General features: G+C 42.8%; 21 protein-coding genes and 1 tRNA gene. 5 read left to right on the plus strand and 17 right to left on the minus strand.

Translation table 11 applies throughout. The features are described 5' to 3' along the window. Nucleotides 1-31 precede the first annotated feature (31 nt). The 3 genes from B3O12_RS06410 to B3O12_RS06420 all read right to left on the minus strand — a co-directional run bounded on the left by B3O12_RS06410 (nt 32) and on the right by B3O12_RS06420 (nt 2,283). Nucleotides 32-1,045 (minus strand): DUF6588 family protein, encoded by a 1,014-nt coding sequence (locus tag B3O12_RS06410; RefSeq protein WP_189630409.1) that lies wholly within the window; start codon nt 1,043-1,045, stop codon nt 32-34. A 20-nt stretch (nt 1,046-1,065) separates the two neighbouring features. Continuing rightward, nucleotides 1,066-1,653 carry a hypothetical protein gene (locus tag B3O12_RS06415; RefSeq protein ID WP_189630408.1) on the minus strand — a complete coding sequence of 196 codons (588 nt, stop codon included), beginning with the start codon at nt 1,651-1,653 and terminating at the stop codon, nt 1,066-1,068. Nucleotides 1,654-1,734: 81 nt separating this feature from the next. Further along, a complete protein-coding gene (locus B3O12_RS06420; RefSeq protein ID WP_286748277.1) occupies nt 1,735-2,283 on the minus strand; it encodes a hypothetical protein in 549 nt (182 codons plus the stop codon). Between the two features lie 143 nt (nt 2,284-2,426). Here B3O12_RS06420 and B3O12_RS06425 point away from each other — a divergent pair, with 143 nt between their 5' ends. Together B3O12_RS06425 and rsgA are read left to right on the plus strand one after the other, a co-directional pair. Further along, nucleotides 2,427-3,662 carry a 3-deoxy-D-manno-octulosonic acid transferase gene (locus tag B3O12_RS06425; RefSeq protein ID WP_286755704.1) on the plus strand — a complete coding sequence of 412 codons (1,236 nt, stop codon included), beginning with the start codon at nt 2,427-2,429 and terminating at the stop codon, nt 3,660-3,662. Further along, complete coding sequence (gene rsgA, locus B3O12_RS06430; protein WP_189630405.1) at nt 3,659-4,582, plus strand: ribosome small subunit-dependent GTPase A; 924 nt, start codon at nt 3,659-3,661, stop codon at nt 4,580-4,582. Before B3O12_RS06425 ends, rsgA begins: the two co-directional genes overlap by 4 nt. An 86-nt stretch (nt 4,583-4,668) precedes the next feature. Here rsgA and B3O12_RS06435 read toward each other — a convergent pair whose 3' ends face one another. Beyond that, on the minus strand, nt 4,669-5,058 hold the full coding sequence (locus tag B3O12_RS06435) for an acyl-CoA thioesterase (protein ID WP_189630404.1): 390 nt from the start codon (nt 5,056-5,058) through the stop codon (nt 4,669-4,671). Nucleotides 5,059-5,061: 3 nt separating this feature from the next. Beyond that, nucleotides 5,062-5,511, minus strand: a complete 450-nt coding sequence (locus tag B3O12_RS06440) for a Dps family protein (protein WP_286748275.1) — start codon at nt 5,509-5,511, stop codon at nt 5,062-5,064. A gap of 100 nt (nt 5,512-5,611) precedes the next feature. On the opposite strand from B3O12_RS06440, the gene B3O12_RS06445 reads away from it, so the two are divergent. Next, entirely contained in the window at nt 5,612-6,541 is a 930-nt protein-coding gene (locus B3O12_RS06445) for a LysR substrate-binding domain-containing protein (RefSeq protein WP_189630402.1), read from the plus strand. A 245-nt stretch (nt 6,542-6,786) separates the two neighbouring features. On the opposite strand, the gene B3O12_RS06450 is transcribed toward B3O12_RS06445, so the two are convergent. The 6 genes from B3O12_RS06450 to B3O12_RS06475 all read right to left on the minus strand — a co-directional run bounded on the left by B3O12_RS06450 (nt 6,787) and on the right by B3O12_RS06475 (nt 13,785). Beyond that, a complete protein-coding gene (locus B3O12_RS06450) occupies nt 6,787-9,201 on the minus strand; it encodes an ABC transporter permease (RefSeq protein WP_286755705.1) in 2,415 nt (804 codons plus the stop codon). A 72-nt stretch (nt 9,202-9,273) separates the two neighbouring features. Beyond that, a complete protein-coding gene (locus tag B3O12_RS06455; RefSeq protein ID WP_286755706.1) occupies nt 9,274-10,716 on the minus strand; it encodes a hypothetical protein in 1,443 nt (480 codons plus the stop codon). Between the two features lie 181 nt (nt 10,717-10,897). Further along, nucleotides 10,898-11,950 carry an arsenosugar biosynthesis radical SAM (seleno)protein ArsS gene (arsS, locus tag B3O12_RS06460; protein ID WP_286755707.1) on the minus strand — a complete coding sequence of 351 codons (1,053 nt, stop codon included), beginning with the start codon at nt 11,948-11,950 and terminating at the stop codon, nt 10,898-10,900. A gap of 3 nt (nt 11,951-11,953) precedes the next feature. Beyond that, nucleotides 11,954-12,289: an arsenosugar biosynthesis-associated peroxidase-like protein gene (locus B3O12_RS06465; protein ID WP_189630398.1), complete on the minus strand. Its 336-nt coding sequence runs from the start codon at nt 12,287-12,289 to the stop codon at nt 11,954-11,956. Nucleotides 12,290-12,512: 223 nt separating this feature from the next. Then, nucleotides 12,513-13,466 carry an AraC family transcriptional regulator gene (locus B3O12_RS06470; RefSeq protein ID WP_286747733.1) on the minus strand — a complete coding sequence of 318 codons (954 nt, stop codon included), beginning with the start codon at nt 13,464-13,466 and terminating at the stop codon, nt 12,513-12,515. Between the two features lie 242 nt (nt 13,467-13,708). Next, nucleotides 13,709-13,785 (minus strand) — tRNA-Arg (locus B3O12_RS06475). A 129-nt stretch (nt 13,786-13,914) separates the two neighbouring features. Between B3O12_RS06475 and B3O12_RS06480 the strand changes: the two genes are divergently transcribed. Beyond that, on the plus strand, nt 13,915-14,622 hold the full coding sequence (locus tag B3O12_RS06480) for an outer membrane beta-barrel protein (RefSeq protein WP_286755708.1): 708 nt from the start codon (nt 13,915-13,917) through the stop codon (nt 14,620-14,622). Nucleotides 14,623-14,678: 56 nt separating this feature from the next. Here the strand turns inward: B3O12_RS06480 and B3O12_RS06485 are convergent, their stop codons facing one another. Genes B3O12_RS06485 through rpoN form a run of 3 tightly spaced genes read right to left on the minus strand, consistent with a single transcriptional unit; the run spans nt 14,679 to nt 17,550 of the window. Next, nucleotides 14,679-15,458 carry an enoyl-CoA hydratase-related protein gene (locus B3O12_RS06485; protein WP_286755709.1) on the minus strand — a complete coding sequence of 260 codons (780 nt, stop codon included), beginning with the start codon at nt 15,456-15,458 and terminating at the stop codon, nt 14,679-14,681. A 3-nt stretch (nt 15,459-15,461) separates the two neighbouring features. Continuing rightward, entirely contained in the window at nt 15,462-16,031 is a 570-nt protein-coding gene (locus B3O12_RS06490) for a phosphatase PAP2 family protein (protein ID WP_189630394.1), read from the minus strand. 49 nt (nt 16,032-16,080) lie between these two features. Continuing rightward, nucleotides 16,081-17,550, minus strand: a complete 1,470-nt coding sequence (rpoN, locus tag B3O12_RS06495) for an RNA polymerase factor sigma-54 (protein WP_189630393.1) — start codon at nt 17,548-17,550, stop codon at nt 16,081-16,083. Nucleotides 17,551-17,804: 254 nt separating this feature from the next. Here rpoN and asnS point away from each other — a divergent pair, with 254 nt between their 5' ends. Beyond that, nucleotides 17,805-19,253 (plus strand): asparagine--tRNA ligase, encoded by a 1,449-nt coding sequence (gene asnS / locus B3O12_RS06500; protein WP_286755710.1) that lies wholly within the window; start codon nt 17,805-17,807, stop codon nt 19,251-19,253. Nucleotides 19,254-19,326: 73 nt separating this feature from the next. Here asnS and B3O12_RS06505 read toward each other — a convergent pair whose 3' ends face one another. From B3O12_RS06505 to B3O12_RS06515, 3 genes are all read right to left on the minus strand, one after another. Then, nucleotides 19,327-19,707: a T9SS type A sorting domain-containing protein gene (locus B3O12_RS06505; protein ID WP_189630391.1), complete on the minus strand. Its 381-nt coding sequence runs from the start codon at nt 19,705-19,707 to the stop codon at nt 19,327-19,329. A 72-nt stretch (nt 19,708-19,779) separates the two neighbouring features. Beyond that, nucleotides 19,780-21,261, minus strand: coding sequence for an NAD(P)H-hydrate dehydratase (locus B3O12_RS06510; protein ID WP_286755711.1), 1,482 nt, complete (start codon nt 21,259-21,261; stop codon nt 19,780-19,782). Beyond that, nucleotides 21,261-22,193, minus strand: coding sequence for a helix-hairpin-helix domain-containing protein (locus B3O12_RS06515; RefSeq protein WP_286755713.1), 933 nt, complete (start codon nt 22,191-22,193; stop codon nt 21,261-21,263). Before B3O12_RS06515 ends, B3O12_RS06510 begins: the two co-directional genes overlap by 1 nt. Nucleotides 22,194-22,326 lie beyond the last annotated feature (133 nt).

Consider the following 22,326-nt stretch of genomic DNA (forward strand, 5'->3'; position numbering starts at 1 on the left):
GCAGCCTTTTTTAACTTTTCTCTTGCTTATCTTATCTGAAAGAAAAGCCCACACCCAAAGACATGGTGTTGTACTCCTGGAAGGCGTATTCACCGGTGAGGGTAAGGAAAAGAAGTTTCATTCGAACTCCAACATTGGTTCTTATTCCATTGTTCTTGTAGCTCAGGCTTATAGGATCAGTAAACGATGAAGTTTCGGTAGTATATGTACCGAGTAGATTAAGTCCGATATCGTAGTTTGAGTATCCAAGACCGGCAAAAGCCGTCATGAAGAGTATTTTCTTAGAAATTACCGCTTGTACCACCAGGGAGCTGGCATCGAACTCGGCTACCTGATCCTGATCTACATCTATGAAAGCTTGAGCCGTCATGCTGGTGTAACCTACAAAGGCCGAAAGATCAAAAGGAAGAATTTTCTCACCCGGCAACCACTGCTTAATATCGTGCATTAGGCCAATACCAAAAAGCTTCACACTACCGTCTTCTTCAATAGTTTGCTCAGGAACATACCGTAGCTTAAGCTCAAAGCCCTTAGGTAAACCAATACCTATTTGTGCCATTGGCACCGGCACAGCATTGAAGGGCATAAAGCCTTCTTCAACCCCTAAACCGGTAGGCGCAGAAATTCTCACAATCTCATCGCCAGTATCGGGGTCAAGAAAAGTTAGCTGTGGCAGATCGTCTGCGCCAAGGTTGGGACCAAACATGGTTGGAATATCCACAGAAGCACCACCATCGTATCGCACATTGCTATAGTCTGAATTTCTGAAGGTGAAAAACTCGGCCGAAGAAGGTACACGAGCCGCAGAAATAGTCAGAGACAAATCGAAACCGAGAGTTTTGTGAGTTTTAGCCGTGTTGTACCATCCGCTGGCCAGGCCATAGCCAAAACCTTCGAAGGCAGGCTGCATGTAGTTTTGAAGAAGTTTATTGGCATCTACAATACCAGCCTCCAAAAACGAATCGAAATCCAATTGTGCCTTTAGGCCAAAGGTTGTACTAAACAACATAAGGCCGGCTATTAAAAGTCTGTTAATTCTTTTCATGATCATCTTTTGGTTGAAGATTAGTCAAGTTTAATTCTTGTAGTTACATCAAATTTGAACACCAACTGGAAATTTACTTCCTCCTCTCTCAAGAGCACATCTCTGCCTATAATTTCAATATCCATGGCAAAAGTTTGGCCATTAAGCAATGCGTTCTCCAGGTCTGCAATTGCGTTGAGGTTTACGTTTCCGGGAGTTCCCGCTTCAAACAATACTACATCGGTTACATTAGACTGTGCATCGGCCACCAAAATAGAAAGTAACTCTTGGGTGTTCTGACCAATCTCAATGTCTATACTCAAATCCAAATCGGCTTCGCTGTTTTGCGGAAATCCTACAATACTGTAAGTAATTTTGTTAATGGTAAAGCGCTCCGCATCGTCCAGATATTCACTGAATTCGTTGTCAGATATATCAATGGCTCCGGTGTTTGTGTTGATTGGTGGAGTTTCATCAACTCTTTGTCCAACAAAAATGGGAGGTACAGATAGCTGAACTTCAATCGGGTCGATAGCCACATTTTTAGAAATGTCTGACTCAATGCCAGCATCTCCACATCCCCAAATCACCAGTAACAGTGATAAAAATGGTAAAAGACGTTTTTGCATGATTAAATAGTTAATGTTAATAATTTAGTTAGTTAGTTAGTTAGTGCAGCAAAGGAAAGTAACGCCTGGGGCTCAACAAAATCAATCATCGGCCACCATTAGGTTTACATTCAGTGATAATACGACAGAGAAGTCACTGTCTACAGTCTTGTTCAATTGAGTGGTCAGCACAAAGCTGAATGGTTCGTAATTATCGAGAATTGCTTCCAAACTTCCTACTTGGGCAGAAGATAAAACCGACTTACTGTTTCCTTCTTCAAATAAAACAATACCCGACTTATTTTCAAGAACCAGTTCTTCCAACCTGCCTATTTCCGTGAGCTGATCATCTATTCTTGTCTGCAAAATAAGCGTCATACGCTCTTCGGCCGACCCGCTATTGTTGTAATTCTGTATGGTCGCTTTTAGATCAACCAGTTCTATCGATCGTATTTGTGAACCATTTCTATTAAACACCTGAGCCGGCACAACATTCTTCTCCACCGTTGCTTCTAAAGTGGCCGAATTATTAATGGTATGGCGCGAAATATTGAATTGAAAAGAACCGGACGCAGGTTCGGTAATGGTAGGACCTTCTTCTGTACAAGCCGCTAAAAAAAGTATAAGGGAAGCAAAAAATAGCTTTTTCATTGAGTTTGAATTGCCTCAACAAGTTACGAATTTTTCAATCGAATTTAATTGAGCAATACATGCGCGGTATAAGAGCGCAAAGAATTAGCCCAAGGATCGGACAAAGCCTCTATCTTTGGGGCTTATTATCCTGAAGAAACAGAATGTCTGCCCTTTATACCATTGCCATATACTGTTATGGAGCCATTATTAGAATGGCGGGCATGTTCAATACTAAAGCAAAAGAGTTTGTGAGAGGCCGCCAGAAGATATGGTCTCAGCTAGAACATTTCAAAGCGGAACACCAGGAGCCCGTGATTTGGTTTCATGCGGCTTCGTTGGGAGAGTTCGAGCAGGGGCTGCCGGTGATGCAGTCTGTGCGCCAACAATTCCCTAACCACCAACTGGTAGTCAGTTTCTTTTCACCCTCCGGCTTTTTGCATCGAAAAAACCATCCCGTAGCCAGTTGGGTATGTTATCTTCCATTAGATACACCCAAAAATGCCAGGCGATTTGTAGAGACTCTTAAACCCGAAATGGCGGTGTTCATAAAATACGAATTCTGGCATTTCTACCTTAAGGCCTGCAGCGAGCAGCGAGTCCCACTTGTTTCTATCTCTGCACTTTTTACTCCAAAACACATCTTCTTTAAAAAGTATGGGGCCTTCTACCGCAAAATGCTGCATAGGTTCGACCACCTCTTTGTACAAAATCAGTCTTCGCTGCAAATGCTTAAGTCCATAGGAATAGATCGAGCCTCTGTTTCTGGAGACACCCGATTCGACAGGGTGATTCAAACCATATCTAAGCCTCAGCACTACCCGGAAATTGCACGCTGGACGAAAGATTACACTACCCTGATTGTGGGTAGCGCATGGCCAGAAGATATGCTGGTAATTGAACGGTTCATCCATGACTTTTCCGGAAAGATCAAAGTGATTATTGCTCCTCACCTTGTAGAGCCGGAAGCTCTCAATAAAATCACCAAGCACCTATCGGTAGATTATAACCTATACACCGACAGTAAAAACTTAGAAAACACTGCTGTGCTCATATTAGATACCATTGGAATGCTCTCTTCCGTTTACCAATATGGCCACTTTGCCTACATTGGCGGAGCATTTGGAGATGGGCTACACAACATACTCGAAGCCGTTGCCTTTGGGTTGCCGGTTACATTTGGTAATAAGGGTTTGGAAAAGTTTCCTGAGTCTACCGAACTTATTGAACTTGGAGGAGCTATTGCCATTGCCAATGAGCAGGAGGCCTATGAGGCTCTAAAAAAACTAATGAATAAAGAAGAACGTGAAGTTGCCTCGACCATTTGCCAAAACTATGTGCTTGAAAATGCCGGAGCCACGGAAAAAATAATGCGTCATTTAAAAGGGATTTTACAATGAAGGGGCAGGTATACAAATCGACCGGCAGTTGGTATGATGTAAAAGCCGAAGATGGAAAAGTTTACCAAAGCAGGCTAAGGGGTAAATTCAAGCAAAAAGGGTTAAAAGTAAACAACCCCATTGCCGTGGGCGATTTTGTTGAACTTGAGCCTGATGAACAGCATGAAAATACGGGGCTTATAACGGGCATTTTAAACAGAGAAAACTATCTGATCAGGAAATCTACACGTAAGAGTGGGTTTTCGCATATACTGGCCTCTAATCTAGACCAAACACTTTTATTGGCTACGGTGTCATTTCCGAGAACCTCCCAGGGGTTCATCGATCGGTTTCTGGTAAGTGCCGAATCGTTTCGAATTCCAAGCCTGGTTATCTTTAACAAGAAAGACCTGCTAAACGAAAAAGAGCTTGAGAAGGTAAATGAATGGCAAGAAATGTATGAGCATATTGGCTATACTACTGACCTTATTTCGCTCGAAACCCAAGAAGGAATTGACACGGTTCTATCATATCTCAAAAATAAAACAACACTCATTGCAGGGCACTCAGGAGTAGGCAAATCCACTTTGCTCAACGCCCTGATACCCGGGTTAAAACAGAAAACCGGAGAGGTATCGGCCTTTGCAAACAAAGGCACACACACCACTACATTTGCCGAAATGTTCGATATAGATGGCGTTTCCAAAGTCATTGATACTCCCGGTATCAAAGAGCTTGGTCTGGTAGATATGGAACCTGAAGAAATTAGTCATTACTTTCCTGAAATGAGGGAGCATTTGGGTGAATGTCGTTTCAACAACTGTCTGCATGTAAACGAACCCGGATGCCGGATAGTAGAAGCTCTGGAAGACGGAGAAATTTTTCCTGAACGCTACATGAGCTACCTAAGCATGCTGGAAGATTATGACAGCCACAGGTAATAACGGAAACTTAAGATACCACAAGAACCTGCTTACGAGTAAACAGGTTCTTGAATCTTTTTAAACACGAGGACTTCATTCGTATACTACGAAGAGAGTCTATCTTTCACATATTCTATTTTGGTTTTACCATGCGGCTTAGGTTTACCATCTTCTCCTAGGTTAACCATTATTATTTTATCAATAGAGAGAATATCTTCTCTGGTGATTTTATTTCTCACCTCACACCTCATGGTAATGGAGGTGGTTCCAAAAGCCACTGCCTCTATTCCTATTTCAATAATATCGCCCTGCCGAGGAGCTGAGATAAAGTTGATCTCCGAAATAAACTTGGTTACCACATGTTTATTCTCCAATTGAACCACCGCATAAAGCGCTGCCTCCTCATCGATCCAAGCCAGAAGACTCCCCCCAAATAGTGTTCCGTTGGGGTTAAGGTCTTCCGGTTTCACCCATTTTCTGGTATGGAAATTCATAGGCTATTGTAAATAAGATTTGAACATCCAGTTTTGTTTTTCGAGCTCCTGAATATAGGAGGTAAAGATATCCGTAGTTCCCTCATCGTTGGTCTTACCGGCCGCATCGAGCAACTCATTGAGGTTGCCAATTAGAATTTTGTTGGCCGTTACAACAGCTTCTACCATTTTATTGGCCTCCATTATCTCCTCATGAGATTCTACATGTGCGTTGGATACAATGTTTTTTAACGAACCTTTGGGAGTGCCCCCAAGAGCCAGCACCCTTTCGGCAATCTCATCTATCTTTTCGGCAGCTTCTCTGTAGAGTTCTTCAAATTTATCGTGCAACACAAAGAAGAAAGGCCCCTTCACGTTCCAGTGAAAAAGTCTGAGGTTTTGGTAGTGCACCTGATAATTAATTAAAAGTTGATTGAGTTTTTCAACCACCGGTGAATCTGCTTGTTTTCCCATTTGCATTTCTGTTTTAAGTTCTGTTTTTACTGTACTCATACAATAATCCAACTATATTTAGAATTCATATGTTCCTTTACTCTCTATTGATTTCATAAATATGACATTACAACAATTAGAGTACATCGTTGCCTTAGACACTCACCGCCATTTTGTTACGGCAGCCGACAGTTGCTTTGTTACGCAGCCCACGCTAACGCTGCAAATAAAAAAGCTGGAAAACGAAATGGGGACATTGATTTTCGACCGGTCCAAGCACCCCATAGAACCGACAAAAACCGGGCGACAGATCATAGATAGGGCTCGCCAAATTCTGAGAGAGGTAAATGGTTTGAAAGACTATGTAAATACGGAGAAAGATGCCATGAGTGGGGTATTCCGCATTGGCGTAATTCCTACCGTTGCGCCCTATCTTATGCCTCGTTTTTTAAAACACTTCACTGATAACAATCCAAAAATTTCGCTGAAGGTAAGGGAAATTGAATCGGAACAAATTATCCATGACATCAAACACGATCTGCTGGACATTGGTATTTTGGCCACCCCTCTCGATGAATCCAACATCCGTGAAATCCCGCTGTACAACGAGCCTTTTTTACTCTACGTTGCCGAACAGCACCCACTTTTTGCCCGCAGATCTGTTACTCCCGAGCAATTGCCCGAAAAAGGCTTATGGCTGCTCAATCAGGGGCATTGCCTGCGCGATCAGGTACTTTCTCTTTGTAACCAAAGGCGCTCGTCCAAAATGGAAAACATTAGTTATGAAAGTGGCTCCATTGAAACATTGCGCAACCTGGTAAAAAACCACATGGGCTACACCCTTGTACCTGAACTTTCAGTAATAGATCAAATGGATGATTTGCGCATAAAACGCTTCGAAAAGCCAGAGCCTACCCGAGAGATAAGCCTGGCTGTACATAAGGGATTCAATAAAGAAGCGGTACTGGAAAGCCTCAGAGAAAGTATTGTAAAGAATATCCCCGATAGCTTTGTGAAGGCCAAAAAGTTTAATCGTATACGGTGGAGATAGCCCTAGACCATAGGGTAAACCATAGGCCGTCTACGTAAAATACGTAGAAAACAATTTGAGCAAATCGCTCAGTCATACCCTGCCCAAATGTCTCAATTTTGAATAAACATTAAGAAAGAGATATGGCAATTGAAACAACACTTACCCTAATGGCAACTGGTTATTTGATGATCTTCGGTTTTGTATTTCTTAAGATTCGTCAAATCGTAAAAGGACAATAAGGACTCCCTTCTTCACCAAATAGATTATTCCGTATGCAATGTATGAGAGGGGTTCATAAGAGCCGCTCTTATGCTATGGAATGATATAGTCAATAGAGCTATCAGAATAGAGACAATTGTGGCTATCCCAAAATACCACAGATTAACCCCCACCGCATAGGCAAAGCTGCTTAGCCATTGCTGCATTAAATAGTAAGCTAAAGGCCAGGCCAAGAGATTGGCCAACAATATGAGTTTTACAAACTCCATACTCAGCAGACGAACAATGCTACTCACCGAAGCCCCAAGTACTTTTCTAATACCAATTTCCTTTCTGCGTTGAGTAGCCAAAAATGCCGCCAGTCCGAAGGCTCCCAAACAGGCTATAACTATGGCTAGCACCGCAAAGGAAGAAAACAACCGTCCACTCCTTCTTTCTGCCTCGTACAGTGCCCCAAACTCCTGATCTACAAAGGTGAGTTGTAGAGGGCGCTGAGGCACAAAATTACTCCAGGCTTGTTCTATAGTAGCCATGGTTGAAGCCACATTTTCGTTGGCCATTTTTAATACCATAAGTCCGGCTCCGTTTCGCAAGTCGGAGGCCATCAAGGCCAAAGGCCCAATGTTTTGATGCAACGATTCAAAGTGGAAGTCTTTTACCACCCCAATCACGTTATAGATTGGCCCATTAATAGGCTGCAATTGTTTGCCAATTGGATCACTCCATCCAAAAGTACGCACGGCTGCTTCGTTGACTATAATGGCAGTGGTATCTGTTATTATGTTGCGGTCAAAAGCTCGCCCATCAATCACTTCAAGCCCCATGGTTTCAATCAAATCATAATCTCCTCTTAAGTTCGGAATTAAATACCGGTCGCTGGCGCTTCCCTGCACGTCCATAAAAGTTCCGCCATTTACCTGTCGGCCGGGAAAGGTGTTTACTCCGGCTGCCGAACTAATATTCGGGTTGTCCAATAGTATGTTTTTAAACGTCTCAATCTCCTGCCCCATCATGCCTGCTCTTTCTACTATAACCAGCTGATCTCTATCAAAGCCAAGAGGCTTGTTGACCATGTAATTGATTTGCTGATAGATAATGAGTGTACCAATCACAAGAATAATGGAGATACCAAACTGAAGAATTACCAGAGTATTGCGCAACCAGGAATTTCTGGCTCCCATACTGGCCTTGCCCTTAAGCACAACTACCGGCTTGAATGCCGAAAGCACAAAGGCCGGGTATAAACCAGCCAATATGCCTAAAGCCATGGAAAAGGCCGCCAGTCCCAGGCATACCTCTGTGCTAAGCAAACCTTCAATGCTGAATGATTTTCCGGCCAATTGATTGAAAAAAGGTAAGAGTAGTGAGGCCATTCCGGTGGCCAACACAGTGGCTAGCAGACACATAATAATTGACTCTACCAAAAATTGACCTATGAGCTGGTTTTTGAGTGCACCGAGCACCTTGCGCATGCCCACCTCGCGCGCTCTATTGGCCGCCCGTGCCGTTGTAAGATTAATAAAGTTGATGCAGGCAATGAGAAGAATGAATATAGATATGGCCAGGAATAAATGAACGACTGTCTTATTGCCATTGGGCTCTATTTCCCACTGAAGGTTTGAGTTGAGGTGAATTGACTCCAGGGGCTGAAGAAAATACCGGTGGTCGTTACCAGCCTCCTCATACTGAGCCCAGCTTATGCCTAAAATATTCTGTACCTGAGGCTCCATATAGGTCTTTACAATCTGCCGAATACTGGCCTCAATGCTTTCCACCGAAGTTCTAGGTTCTAGTTTTATATAGGTATGCGTATTGTAAGAGCCCCAAAAATTATTCTGATACAAGCCAGGAATAGTGCTCAATGAAAACAGAAAATCGAAATGAAAGTGACTGTTTACGGGCATTGGCTTCACTACCCCTCTAACCATTACTTCACCCACATTTTGTATGGTTAGCTGTTTACCCACAGCCGGTTCGTCTCCAAAGTATTTTCTGGCCATATCTTCCGTTACAACCAGCGAGTTGGGCATGTCGAGTGCTGTGTTTTTATCGCCCGCCACAAATTCTACAGCAAAGAAATCGAAGAAGGTTGAGTCTACTGCCATTACATTTCGCTCATCGAACTGACGGTCTTCATCCACAAATGTGAGGGAGTTAAAGGCTGCATAAATGCGAGTAAATGAAGTAACGGTGGGCACATCGGTGGCCAGGGTTGTGCCCATTGGCATGGGAGTGCGGGCATAAACAAAGGCGTTATCAGGAAACTTCCGGTCTAAGGCTATTCGATAAATATTTTCTTTTTCAGGGTGAAAATTATCATAGCTAAACTCCTCGCTTACATAGGCCAAAATAAGCAGGCAGCAAGATATGCCAATGGCCAGCCCGCTGATATTAATAACTGCAAAAAACTTCTGTCTGAGAATGTTTCTAAGAGCAACTTTGAGATAGTTCCTAATCATATCAATGCATTTGCAAGCATTAATATACTAAGCCCCAACAGGTTAATTCTTGCTCATTATGTTAGCGGTTACTTATTCTTTCCAGAATACTATTTCCAGCATATCAACCATTTTAAAGCGACTGTCTGACATTTCCTGAATCATGGGATTGCCCTGAAAGTCGAGCCGTTTGATGGAGATCACGTGCTTACCCCGTTCTATCTCGGTTAAATCCAGCATTTGCAAAAAACCTTTCTCATTCCTGTTGCCATGAGTGGTATAAAGAAAGTCATTTTCCACCAACTCATCGTCTAAATATACCTCGTAGTTTTTCTGAACACAGGCCAATCCTCTGGTCAGCTTTTCTTCAAAAGACCCGGCATCGTACATCAGTTCGCTAAGGGTGTGGATAGTATCTTGAGCCGAAGCCATACCGGCCTTTATACCATCGGTGATAGTCACTTCATCGTTCAAAAAATTCACCTCAGGGCAGAAGTATTTAAAACTGGTGTTTTGTTCCGGGCTGTAGCGAATAAAAAGAGGAAGAAAGTCCGAACCTACTATTTTGGAAGGGATACTGGCCTCTCTTATATAGGCATTACCCCTTTCATCGTCATAAACATCATTTTTTACAATAAACCGGTTGCTTCCGTTTTGATGGGGAAAATACATGTATCTGTCCCATTTACCGAACTGCACCGACAAAAGCAAAAGTACTAGCAGCGTAGCACTAACGCTCACAATGTGCTTCTTCTTGTAATTGGTAATGAGGTGATAATATATGCTTCTGTAAATGAAAGACAGGCTTATTATGCTAAAGAGCCTATAGAGCGGAAAATAGATGGATGAAAACCATCGGGATTTTTTGAAAGCACTAAAGAGAAGAGTATCCAGAAAGAAAATAATGGCTGCCACCAGTAGCAGCATGGCCAGCAACATCACTGTAAAAACAGTTATACCTAAAACAGCCTGATTGCCAATATACTGTGGCAGAATATTAATACTACCTAATAAAATGAACAGAAAGGCTCCTACTAAGGCCACCGATAGCACGGAAAAAACCAATAGGTAGGTATAGGCAAAAATGACACTGGATATCTGATCGATAAAGAAAATGAGGTCGTCTAAGGTTCTCACTCTGGCGGGCAAGTACTTACGAAAGGGCCCTTTGAGGTTGAGCTTTTCAAAGTCTATGGCATTGTTAACCGAACTCAGGCCCACAATACCAATCCAGAACCCTCTAAGGAGCAGATGCAGTAAGAGACTAATGAGAAAAAAGCGAATAAGAAAAGGAATGGAACTGAGCACAAACCGACCGGCAGCCGTGAAAATCACAGTACTGTCGTTCATCTTTACCAACTTATCGAAGTACAAAGCTTCTTTGAACCGCTGGTATTCATCGTAGCCGCTAGCCAGCAAGAAAATAGAAAAACCCGTTATGAGCAGCTCCAACTGCCAGCTTTCCAATTGCAGATTGGCCACCCATCGCCTAAGTTTTCCTTCTTTGGTCTTTTCGTTGCCTTCAATAGTTCTCATTTTCGGTTGTTATTAACCGATGAAAATAAGAAAAATAGGTGTGTTTCAAGGGAAGCGAACTTAAAACTCCTTGAACAAGTGGTGATAAAGCCCTCCGGATCGATCGACAACTATGAAAGCACAGCTAGTCAACCTTTCTTCAACCGCTCCTCCCCAACCTCACCGGGCCACCACATGGACATTAGGCGGTGGTGCTTCCTCCGCAACTGGACCCTGCTCCGGCCGTACACCCAAAGCAATGTTGATTAATAATTATTTCTCTGTTGAGTACTTTCTGCCAGTCAAAGTCGCTAATATGATTTGGTGCACCATGGTTCAACTTTAATTCAAGCATTTGATTAAAATCGCAGTCATATAAATAGCCATCCCAGCCAATGGAAATCATGTTTCGGCACATTACTCCTTCTGCTGCAACCGGGTTAAAAGCATTGGCCAGATCACTCATATACTCTTCGTAATTGCCTGAGTTGAGCAGGTAATCCAAAAACCGACTCACCGGCAGATTAGTAATGGCATATAGTTGGTTGAATTCAATACCAAAACCGTCTTTTAGCTTATGTTTATATTCCTGCTCCAACACCGCCTGATCGTCCGGCAGATAGGCTCCTGAAGGATTATAGACCAGATCTAGTTTAAGACCGGTATTCTCTTTTCCGTAACCTACGGCATTTAGCATCTTCAGAGCCTCAATACTCTTATTAAAAACCCCATCGCCTCGCTGTGCATCAGTTCTTCTTGCGGTAAAAGAGGGCAAAGAAGAAACCACATTTACTTTGTGTCGCCTGAAAAACTCCGGTAAATCATAGTACTTAGGATTGGCCAATATAATGGTAAGGTTACACCGTACAATTATCTCTATATTTCTCTCAGAAAGCTGCTCTACAAACCACCTGAAGTCAGGATTCATTTCCGGGGCACCACCGGTAAGATCCACTGTTTTAACCGGCATACCATCAAGCGCATCGATAATCTGCTGCATGGTTTGGCGGGTCATAATCTCCTTTCGGTCAGGCCCGGCATCTACATGGCAATGTTTACATACCTGGTTGCACATTTTACCCACATTGACCTGAAACACATCTATACCCGTAGGCCTAAGACTATGAACCCCCGATTCGTTCAGCTTTTGCTCAAAACTGGGGATACCAATTTTCTGATGATCGCTTAATATTTTTATCTGCTCTTGCGGAGAAGACAACCAGTGATTTGCTCTTTTGAGAGTGGCTAAAGACATAGATTACATTAATTTTTCTTTCATTTTATTCATCATTTGTACACCATGCACCAATGATGCTCCGCCCCTAATGGCTGCGGCTACATGTACAGCTTCCATCATTTGCTCTTCATCGGCTCCTTTTTTCATACTGGCATCGGTATAAGCATCTATACAGTATGGACACTGAATGGCGTGCGATACTGCCAGAGCAATCAGGGATTTTTCACGAGCTGAAAGAGCCCCGGGCTTAAACACAGCTCCGTACCAATCGAAGAACTTGTCTCCCATTTCTTTCTGAAACTCGGTGATGTCTCCAAACTTTTTGAGGTCTTCGGAATTATAATAGGTCTTTGACATAGGTTAATTAAGTAAACATTCTGAAAATGGACTGTACCTAAGCTTGGCTTCTTGCACATACGAAGTTAATCAGCCATGCAGATTTAAGCCGCTTTGGCACTCCAAATGAAACAGAATGCCTCGAAGAAACAAATGATAGAAAGAATGAATCCCGGAATACACCGGGATTTAAAGCTTCTGTCGGCTGACATACAAAACCACAAAAGGAAGCTTATGTTCAGTATCAGGCAGAAATAGCATAGGCACTCACCTGCTGATTGCGGTAAGCCGAGGGGGTTAAGCCTGTGTAACTGGCAAATAGTCGGGTAAAAGAGCTTACATCTTTAAAACCTACCTCATTGCAAATAGCTTGTACATTGCTTTCTCTATGACGAAGCAACCATTTGGAACGCTCCATGCGCAATGCGGTCACAAACTTTTTAGGGGTTATTCCAAAAGTCTTCTTAAATGCTCTGTGAAAATGATAAGGACTAAGACAAGCTACTCTCGATAGCTCATTGAGGTTTATTTCTTCGCAATAATGAGCCTGAATGTAGTCTCTGGCAATAGAAAGCCGCTTGTACAACTCTACTTTAGTCGACTGCTTTACAATATTCTGATTTTCAAAGTGGGTGAGTTGAGAAGAACAGTCGGCAAAGACCATTTCCAGAATTCGATTGAAGATTGAGTAATCGTCTATTTCATCGATTGAAAGATAAAGTTTGGCGTGAATAATATCGCGAATCACGGGCCGCACCTCTTCATCTACAAAAAAGGTGTGCAACGGAAATTCGGGCACAGAACCTACTAAGTCGTAGATACCGTTTTGGCTTATCAACTCATCTTCACTGTTCATATGAAAGTTCACAAAGTCTTTGACAAAAGACTCGTTGAAACAGAACGCCAACATAGTGACATCCTCATTGTTCTGGGCTCTAACCGTGTAATTGGTACCCGCATTCATTACCAAAAACTGCTGCTGATTGACCTGGAGCAGCTTATCTTCAATGAGATACTCCTGTGTGCCGCTTATTCCAAACCGCACAGAAAACCTCGTTTTCTGGTTTTCGCCATACAGATTGCTGGAGCTAAAAAGGGCAAAACCATTATTGATTCCTTCCATTTCTCCATTATCCGACTTCCAATAAATCTGACCACCCATCTTGTGGATGGTGTGTTGACCTTTATATGCTATCATTTTTTTGACCTTTAACCTGAATGTAATACTTGAGCAAATTATCACTCAATCTATTTATGTAAGTGGTAACATAAATAGAGCCGATGGTATATTCTCTGACAGAAATCAGGCACAACACCTAACCAAGCGTATTTCTTCAGTGACATGGCTCAGACACACTTAGAAGACAATTAGGTGGAATTGGGAGTAAAAAAACAGGATGATACGGCCATAAAAAAAGCCCCCAAAAGTTGGGGGCTTTTTGGTGACCTCGCCAGGATTCAAACCTGGAACCTCCTGAGCCGTAATCAGGTGCTCTATTCAGTTAAGCTACGAGGCCGTACAATGACTTTGGTTAAAGTCCGTTAAAATAGGCTGCAAAGGTATGTAATTCTTTTTCTTTGCAAAAGAGCACTATTATAACTTTTAAAAAATACTAACTTTGCCACCGCTCAAATCGAGACATTCTATGAAAAAATTTGCGTTAGCCATCGTTGTTTTGTTCATGTTGGGAAATGTTGCCAAGGCACAAAGACCAGACCTTCCCGGAGCATTGATTATTGATATTGGGGTAAACAATTGGACCGATGTGCCTGACAATCTGATACTTAATAATTTTGAGTCAAAAACGGTAAACATCACTTACTATTACGACCTTCCCATAGGCAACAGTAAATTCACTTTTACTCCCGGACTAGGTTTAGGCCTCGAAAAATTTTCTTTAAAAGATAACTATACATTGACCAGTTCACTCGACAATACGGGCAACCTGGTGGTGGCCCCTGCCCAATTGACTAATCAACTAAGCAATGTATTCGAATTTGGTAAATCTAAATTCGCTGCCAACTACGTAGACATTCCTCTAGAAATACGATTCTATAAGCGCAAAAACCAATACTCAAGAGGCTTCAGAGCTGCACTTGGTGGCAAAGTGGGCATGTTGTATTCTTCATTTACCAAATACAAGTGGGAAGATACCACCGGTGAAAACCACATGGTAAAGAACAGAGCTGACTATGGTCTAACTCGTTTTAGATACGGTGTTCAGGGAAGAGTAGGCTTTGGTGGCTTTAGCCTCTTTGGCTATTATGAGCTGTCCGATAAGTTTGATGTAGCACCTGCCGGAGGAGAAAATACCCGAAACTTCACCTTTGGAGTTTCTCTGACAGGTTTCTAATAAAAAAGGCACCCACAGGTTAGTGCGGGTGCCTGGGGTTCTTCTAAAACAATTTTTTACTTGCCCAGAAAGTTGGGCTTTCTTTTTTCCAGGAAAGCCTGAACGCCTTCCGTATAATCGTGCGAGGCTCCTGCAATGTCTTGCATATATGCTTCGTACTCCAGCATTTCTGAAAGTGTAGCGTTTTGCGATTTGTTAAGCATAGCCTTCATAAGACCAATGGCCTTTGTGGGGGCAGCTGCATAATAATCGGTGTAGGTTTTCACCGCACTGTCCAGCTCATCATCGGCAACAGATTTATTAATTAGCCCCATGGCTTCGGCCTCTTTTGCTCCTACACGTGTACCCATAGTGGCCAACTCAAAGGCTTTGGCCGAACCTACCAACCGAGGAAGAAAGTAAGACGAGCCTGAGTCTAGTACCAAACCGATATTCACAAATACTTCTATAAGCTTGGCACTTTCGGCCGCCACAATCAGGTCACATGCTAAAGCAAACGAACAACCGGCACCGGCCGCCACACCATTTAACCTACAAATTACCGGCTTGGGCATATTGCGAATGGCCTGTATAATGGGGTTATACCGCTTATGCAGTGAATCTGAAAAAGACCTGTTTGGCTCTTTAGATGAGGCTTTCAGGTCTTGCCCACTACAGAAAGCCTTCCCCTCACCGGTTAACACCAGAACCCTTACCTCATCATTTTTCTTAGCGCTTTTTAGGGCGTCCTGTAACTCAAAGGTAATCTCGTTATTCAGTGCGTTGTACACTTCCGGCCTGTTCAATGTTATGGTGGCCACACCATTGGCAATTGTGTATTTAATAAATTCGTACATAGTCTACAGAAATAAGGATATGGAACCAAAACACACCCCAAAGCCCAGCATTGCTCCGGCCAAAACTTCTCTGGGTGTGTGAGCATTCAAATATAAACGAGCCCAAGATACCAGGCCACAAAGCAAGAGACTAACCAAGAGCACCGGAAAGAGTTCATGCGTACTTGGATAGGCTCTCTGAAGCGCCAAAACAAACCCCAGCCAACCAAAAACTCCGGCAGCATGAGCACTAATTTTCCAACGAAAGGTAATTCCATTGGTAGCCACCACTACCACCGTTATGGCTAAGAATGCCAGATTCAGCAATGGAGTCATCCAGCCTTGCCCTTCTATCATAAAAGTTACAATGAGGTAGAAAATAGAAATAAACAAGAATGGCATTAGTCTGTCTCTTCTATTTTTCATGTGTAAGTCCTTTATAACCTTAGTGATTTTGAACATTACCACTGTGAGAGCCGGAATTACAAAAGTGGTGATAAACACCAGCCCTACGACAGTTAGTTTGCCATTATTGGTGAGATTACTACTATCTCTTAAGTGAAAAAGTATGGTATAAAAAACCACTGAAGGCATTAGTAGTGGTTGAATCAGATAGGTTATAAGCTTGGCCGCAAAATTCAAATCAGAGTTCTTTTCTTAGTCGGGCTACAGGAATGTTTAATTGTTCTCGGTATTTGGCCACCGTACGTCTGGCAATATTATAGCCTTTGGCCTTCAACGCCTTTTCTAGTTTATCATCTGAAAGAGGCTTTCTCTTATTTTCTTTATCAATAAGCTCTGCCAATATGGTCTTAACCTCTCTGCTACTTACGTCTTCACCACTCATGGTAGAAATACCTTCGCTAAAGAAGTATTTCAGAGGAAATATACCGAAGTCTGTTTGTACGGATTTAGAGTTGGCCACCCTGGAAACGGTAGAAATATCCATCTGAATTTCGTTGGCAATATCTTTCAGAATCATAGGCCTCAACTTGGTCTCATCTCCCTCCAGAAAAAACTCGTACTGATACTTAACAATGGCCTCCATGGTTCTTAGCAGTGTATTCTGTCTTTGCTTTATGGCATCTATAAACCACTTGGCAGCATCTAACTTCTGCTTCACAAAGGTTACCGTTTCTTTGAGTTTCTTATCCTTCTTATCGCTCTTGTCATAGGCACTAAACATCTCGCTGTATGAGCGGCTCACCTTAAGCTCAGGAGCATTTCTGGAATTTAGTGTAAGATCGAGCTTGCCATTATTATTGGTAAGTAAAAAGTCCGGAATGAGGTACTGAGTTTTTACCAATCCACCGGAAACCCCACCTGGTTTTGGATTTAGGCGTGTAATAGAAGATATAGCCTCTTTAAAGAGTTCTTCATCTTCAAGATTGAGCTTCTTAATTATTTTGTCGTAGTGCTTCTTGGTAAATTCATCGAAACAAAGCGAAACAATGTTATAGGCCACCTCAAGCACCCTTTCCATTTCCTCATCTCCCTCGTTGTCCTCTTTCTTTCTGTCCAACTGAATAAGCAAGCACTCTTGTAGATTTCTGGCTCCAATTCCTGGCGGGTCAAACTTTTGAATTTCCAAAAGCAACTCTTCCAGCTCTTCCACATCAGTTTCAATATTCTGAGAAAAGGCAAGGTCATTTACAATAGCCTCTAGCTCTCTGCGTATGTATCCGTCAGATTCAATACTTCCCAGTAATTGTTTACCGATTCTCTCCTGCCGCTCATCGAGACCAAGAAACCCTAGCTGCGCCTCTAACTGATCATTGAGACTGGCCTGCATAGCAATTGGCATTTCCCGATCTTCATCGTCATTGTAGTTGCCATCGCCTTGCATTTTATATCCGGAATAATCATCATCTGCCAAATAGTCTTCTACATTCAGCTCATCCGATGAGTTGTCGTCAAAATTATCGTCAAAATCCTCACTCTCCTGCAAGTTTTCAGGTTCTTCTCTCCCCTCTTCCAAAGCCGGGTTTAACTCCAACTCTTCTTCAATTCGAGCATCCAACTCGGCAGTTGGCACCTGCAACAGTTTTATAAACTGAATCTGCTGCGGTGAGAGCTTTTGGCTTAAGGACTGACTTAAACTGAGTTTTTGCATGCGGTAATTTTTTCTGACCTTTCACTCAAAGATAAAGGAAAGACGTTTAGATTGAAGACACAAGCAACACTTTTTAACAAAAATCATGCAATTTTTAAAAATCGGGCATTGCAGCACCCCAGGCTATAAAACTATACAAAAGCACAGGTCTTTTTGGCCCTCTGTCTCCTCATGTATTTGGCCATGAATAAGTTGTGAATCCCCTTAAAAAATGATTGCTTTGCACTTCTTTTTGAATAGCACAATTCGGAACTATGAAAATGAGGAGAACTAAGATTTCCGCACTACTAAAAAGCACCTCCACTGGAATGGACGTGCATGTTAAAGGTTGGGTACGTACCAAAAGAGGCAATAAACACGTAAACTTTATTGCTTTAAACGATGGTTCAACCATTAACAATATCCAGGTAGTGGCCGATCCGAATACCATACCGGAAAACGTGCTTAAACTTGTAACCACCGGAGCCAGCCTGGCTGTTACCGGGCAATTGGTAGAAAGCCAGGGGTCTGGCCAAGCTGTAGAAATACACGCCAAAACTATAGTGGTGCTTGGTGCAGCCGACCCTGAGAAATACCCCTTGCAACCAAAGAAACACTCGTTTGAGTTTTTGCGCGAAATAGCTCACCTGAGACCAAGAACCAACACCTTTAGCGCTATCCTGCGCATGCGCCATGCCATGTCTTTTGCTGTGCATCAATTCTTCAACAACAAAGGGTTTAACTACATGCACACCCCTATTATTACGGGCAGCGATGCTGAAGGTGCCGGGGAAATGTTTCGCGTAACCACGCTTGATGCCAAAAACCCTCCATTAAAAGAAGATGGCTCTGTAGATTTTAGCGAAGACTTCTTTGGTAAAGAAACCAATCTTACTGTTTCTGGACAATTAGAAGGCGAATTGGGAGCATTGGCACTTGGTGAAATCTACACCTTTGGCCCTACATTTAGAGCCGAAAATTCCAACACCACTCGACACTTGGCCGAATTCTGGATGATTGAGCCTGAAATGGCCTTCTATGACCTGGAAGATAACATGGATCTGGCCGAAGAATTTTTGAAGTATCTGGTTCAGTACGCCCTTGATCATTGTGCAGACGATCTGGCCTTTCTGGAAAAAAGGCTTCTTGATGAAGAGAAAAATAAACCTGCTAACGAGCGAAGTGCCATGAGCCTTACCGATAAACTGCGGTTTGTTGTAGAGAATAAATTTGAAAGAGTTTCTTATACCGAAGCAGTTGATATACTCAGAAACTCTAACCCTAATAAAAAGAAGAAATTTCAATACCCCATTGAAGGTTGGGGCACCGACCTCCAGTCTGAACATGAACGCTACCTTGTAGAGAAGCATTTTCAGAAGCCGGTTATTCTTTCGGATTACCCAAAGGAAATTAAAGCCTTTTATATGCGGATGAATGACGATAACAAAACGGTAGCCGCCATGGACATACTTTTTCCGGGCATAGGCGAAATTGTTGGAGGTTCACAGCGTGAAGAACGACTGGATGTACTTAGTGCACGAATGACGGAAATGGGGATTCCGCACGAGGAAATGGACTGGTACCTCGATACCAGAAGGTTCGGAACTGTACCCCACAGTGGCTTTGGCCTGGGCTTTGAACGACTAATGATCTTTGTAACGGGCATGGGTAATATTAGAGATGTAATTCCTTTCCCGCGCACTCCGGGCAACGCAGAATTTTAAGTCTTACTTACTTCAAAAAAGAAAAGCACGCCAACCGAAGGTTAGCGTGCTTTTATATTTTTTATCAAAGCAACTATTTCTTGCTGAATCGAACCGTTTGTTGAAATTTTGACCGATCGTCTCGTACAATCACCAAATAATACCCTCTGGGAAAAGACTGCACATCAACCTTGTACTTTTTAGGTCCATTATCCTCTACTACCGCAGTCATTTTACTGCCTATAATGCTTCGAATCTCGAATTGAGGCTTCTCCAAATCTAGCTTAGTAAGATCAATGTTCAGAAAATCGGATGTTGGATTAGGGAAAATTCCAACTTTCACCTTTTCGTTGGGGTTGGTTGAGGTTGCTCCAGCCAAAGCCTTAGACTGTGCAGAAGCAGAATATGCAAGCAGCACTAGCGCCAACGTAAGCAGCCATTTGAAAAGCGATATGTGATGGTTGAAGACCCTCATTATTTAGTTAGACCCTTATTAAGTGTTTAAGGTTTAGATAAATGTAAGTTTTTTTTCAATAAATCACATGTTCTAAACGTTAAGATTCGATTTCGGTAAGAATTCCAGCAAATCTGATGCCATCAATGACAGTTTTCCTACATTTTTTGCCGCCTCATCTCCGGACTTACCATGCCAGTAAACAGCCAGCTGAGCCGCCTCCAGTGGGCTGAGGCCCTGTGCGAGTAAACCACTAATTACTCCGGCCAGCACATCGCCACTACCTGCTGTAGCCATTCCCGGATTACCGGTGGAGTTAAAATAAACATTACCGTTTGGCGCAACAATTGCTGTGTGGGCTCCCTTTAGTACTATAATCCATTCTCTCCTCATGGCCTGTTGCCTGGCCGTCTCTATACGGCCCAAACCATGCGAGTGTTCTCCGAACAACCGGTGAAACTCACCCACATGAGGAGTAATTATGGTATTGACAGGAAGCATATCTGCTAGCTCACTATGTTCTGAAAGTATATTTAAACCGTCAGCATCAATTACCAGTGGCCCTGAATATGACTCTAGCAATCCCCTCAAAGCCTCTACCGTAGCGATGTGTGTACCTACCCCCGGGCCAAAGCAAACCACGTTGGTCTTATCAAGGATTCCTGACGAACTAATGTGCGCATAGTCATCATCCAGAGTGAGCATGGCTTCGGGTAAACTGGTCTGAAGTATTGCCATTGCGCATTGTGGCACATGCAAAGTTAGAAGACCCGCCCCGGCTCGCATGGCTCCCTTGGCGCACAAATAGGCAGCCCCTATTTTCCCTAAACTACCGGCAAACACCTGCACATGACCAAAGTTTCCTTTATGCTGAAATTTATGCCGTTGAGGAAAAAGCTTTTCCACTGCTTTTGTGATGTAGTGGTAATGACCTCCTAACTGCTCAACAAAAGCCCTGTGTAGCCCTATATCTACTATTTTCAACTCTCCCGCGTAGATTCCACTTTCAGGCAGAAGCATACTAAGCTTGGGGCATTGGAAAGTGATAGTCATATCTGCCCTCACTATCTCACCTTCGCTATTTACTTCATCAGCAAACAAACCGGAAGGAATGTCTACTGAGATACGCATGGCCGAACTCCGGTTAAGCTGTTCTATTACCTTAGCCAAACCGCCAGTAACGGGCCGGTTGAGGCCGGAGCCGAATATAGCATCAATAAGCACATCCGTTTTGGGAGCACTGAAGTCTTCCGGAGAAACTACCTGCACCACATCACTCAACTTAGTCAGGTTTTTCTCACAATCCTCACTAAGCTTACCTTGCCATTGAAGCAACACAGGCTTCACCTGATATCCTTTGTTTCGTAAAAGGCGGGCAATAGCCAATCCGTCACCGCCATTATTTCCCATACCTGCCACTACGGTAATGGTCTGCTCCATCGAAACATGTGTACAGAATTCATCGACAAAGGCCTGAGAAGCCCTTTCCATTAAGGCCCATGAAGTAATTGGCTCATGCTTTATAGTATAGGCGTCTGCCTGTCGAATTTGGCTGGCACTTAGAATTTTGAGCATTAGAACTTAATATATGGTATTAGCTTCATCCGGGTAGAAGAGTCTAGTAAACTAAGCCTTCTCAAGTCTTCCGGAGTTTTGAATTTACCATATTTGCTCTTGGTCATCAATATTTCTTTAGTCAGTTCATAGCTTATGTAAGGATGACTGTTAAGTTGCTTGAAGGTGGCTATATTGATAGGAATCGCTTTAAGCGTTACCGAGTCGGCTACATGCAAAAAGCTTCTGATTTGTAGATAGAGACTGTCGCTCATACCATATAAATCAGCCAGTTGCTCCACGGAATGAAACCCTCCCAATGCTTCTCTGAACTTTATCATGCGACCAGCATAACCCGGGCCAATGCCATGTAGTTGTTGAAAATCAGCCGAATCAGCCTTATTGATATCAATCATAAGCCCCGGCTCTTCAAACCGACTTACCTGCTCCACCCATCGGGCGCTTTCGTTTCTCTTTTGGCCCTCTGACTTCCTAACGACAGCCTTCTTCTGTATTCCAATTGGTTGCCTGGGTAAATCAATAAATGGCTCTAACACCAAAAAAAGCGAATCGGGGAAATCATAAATCTTTGAAAGGTCATCTCTTACTCTAAAGAACCCTCCTCCATTTCTGTATCGCTCAATACGTTGAGCCAAAAAGCGAGGAATACCCACGGCCACCAAGTCATCTACAGAGGCTTGGTTGGGATCAAATTTTTTCAGTTCTACCTCTGGTTTAACCATGGTATCCCGAAAAGCCTCAATCTGAGTTAAAAGACTATCTAGCTTTAAACGATCAGCCTGATTATCATAAGTCCTGCCTGAAAAGCGGATATAGACCCTTGGAGCAACAAGACAACAACCAATCAGGACAAACAAAACCACTGTTCCTTTCGCCTCTGTTTTACTGAAACTTATAAGCCTGAAAAAGAGTTGTTTAGCACGATTGATCATGCTGGTGTTTATTTAATTGCGTGCTTTAAGATAAAAAATTCTTAATTTAGGAATATTATAATACGAGTACTTTGTTAAGTAGAATGATTCTAAATAGCAAACACTGATATTGATCACTTTTTTAACGGGAGAG

The sequence above is a fragment of the Roseivirga sp. UBA838 genome, assembly GCF_002296035.1.
GTDB classification, from domain to species: domain Bacteria; phylum Bacteroidota; class Bacteroidia; order Cytophagales; family Cyclobacteriaceae; genus Roseivirga; species Roseivirga thermotolerans.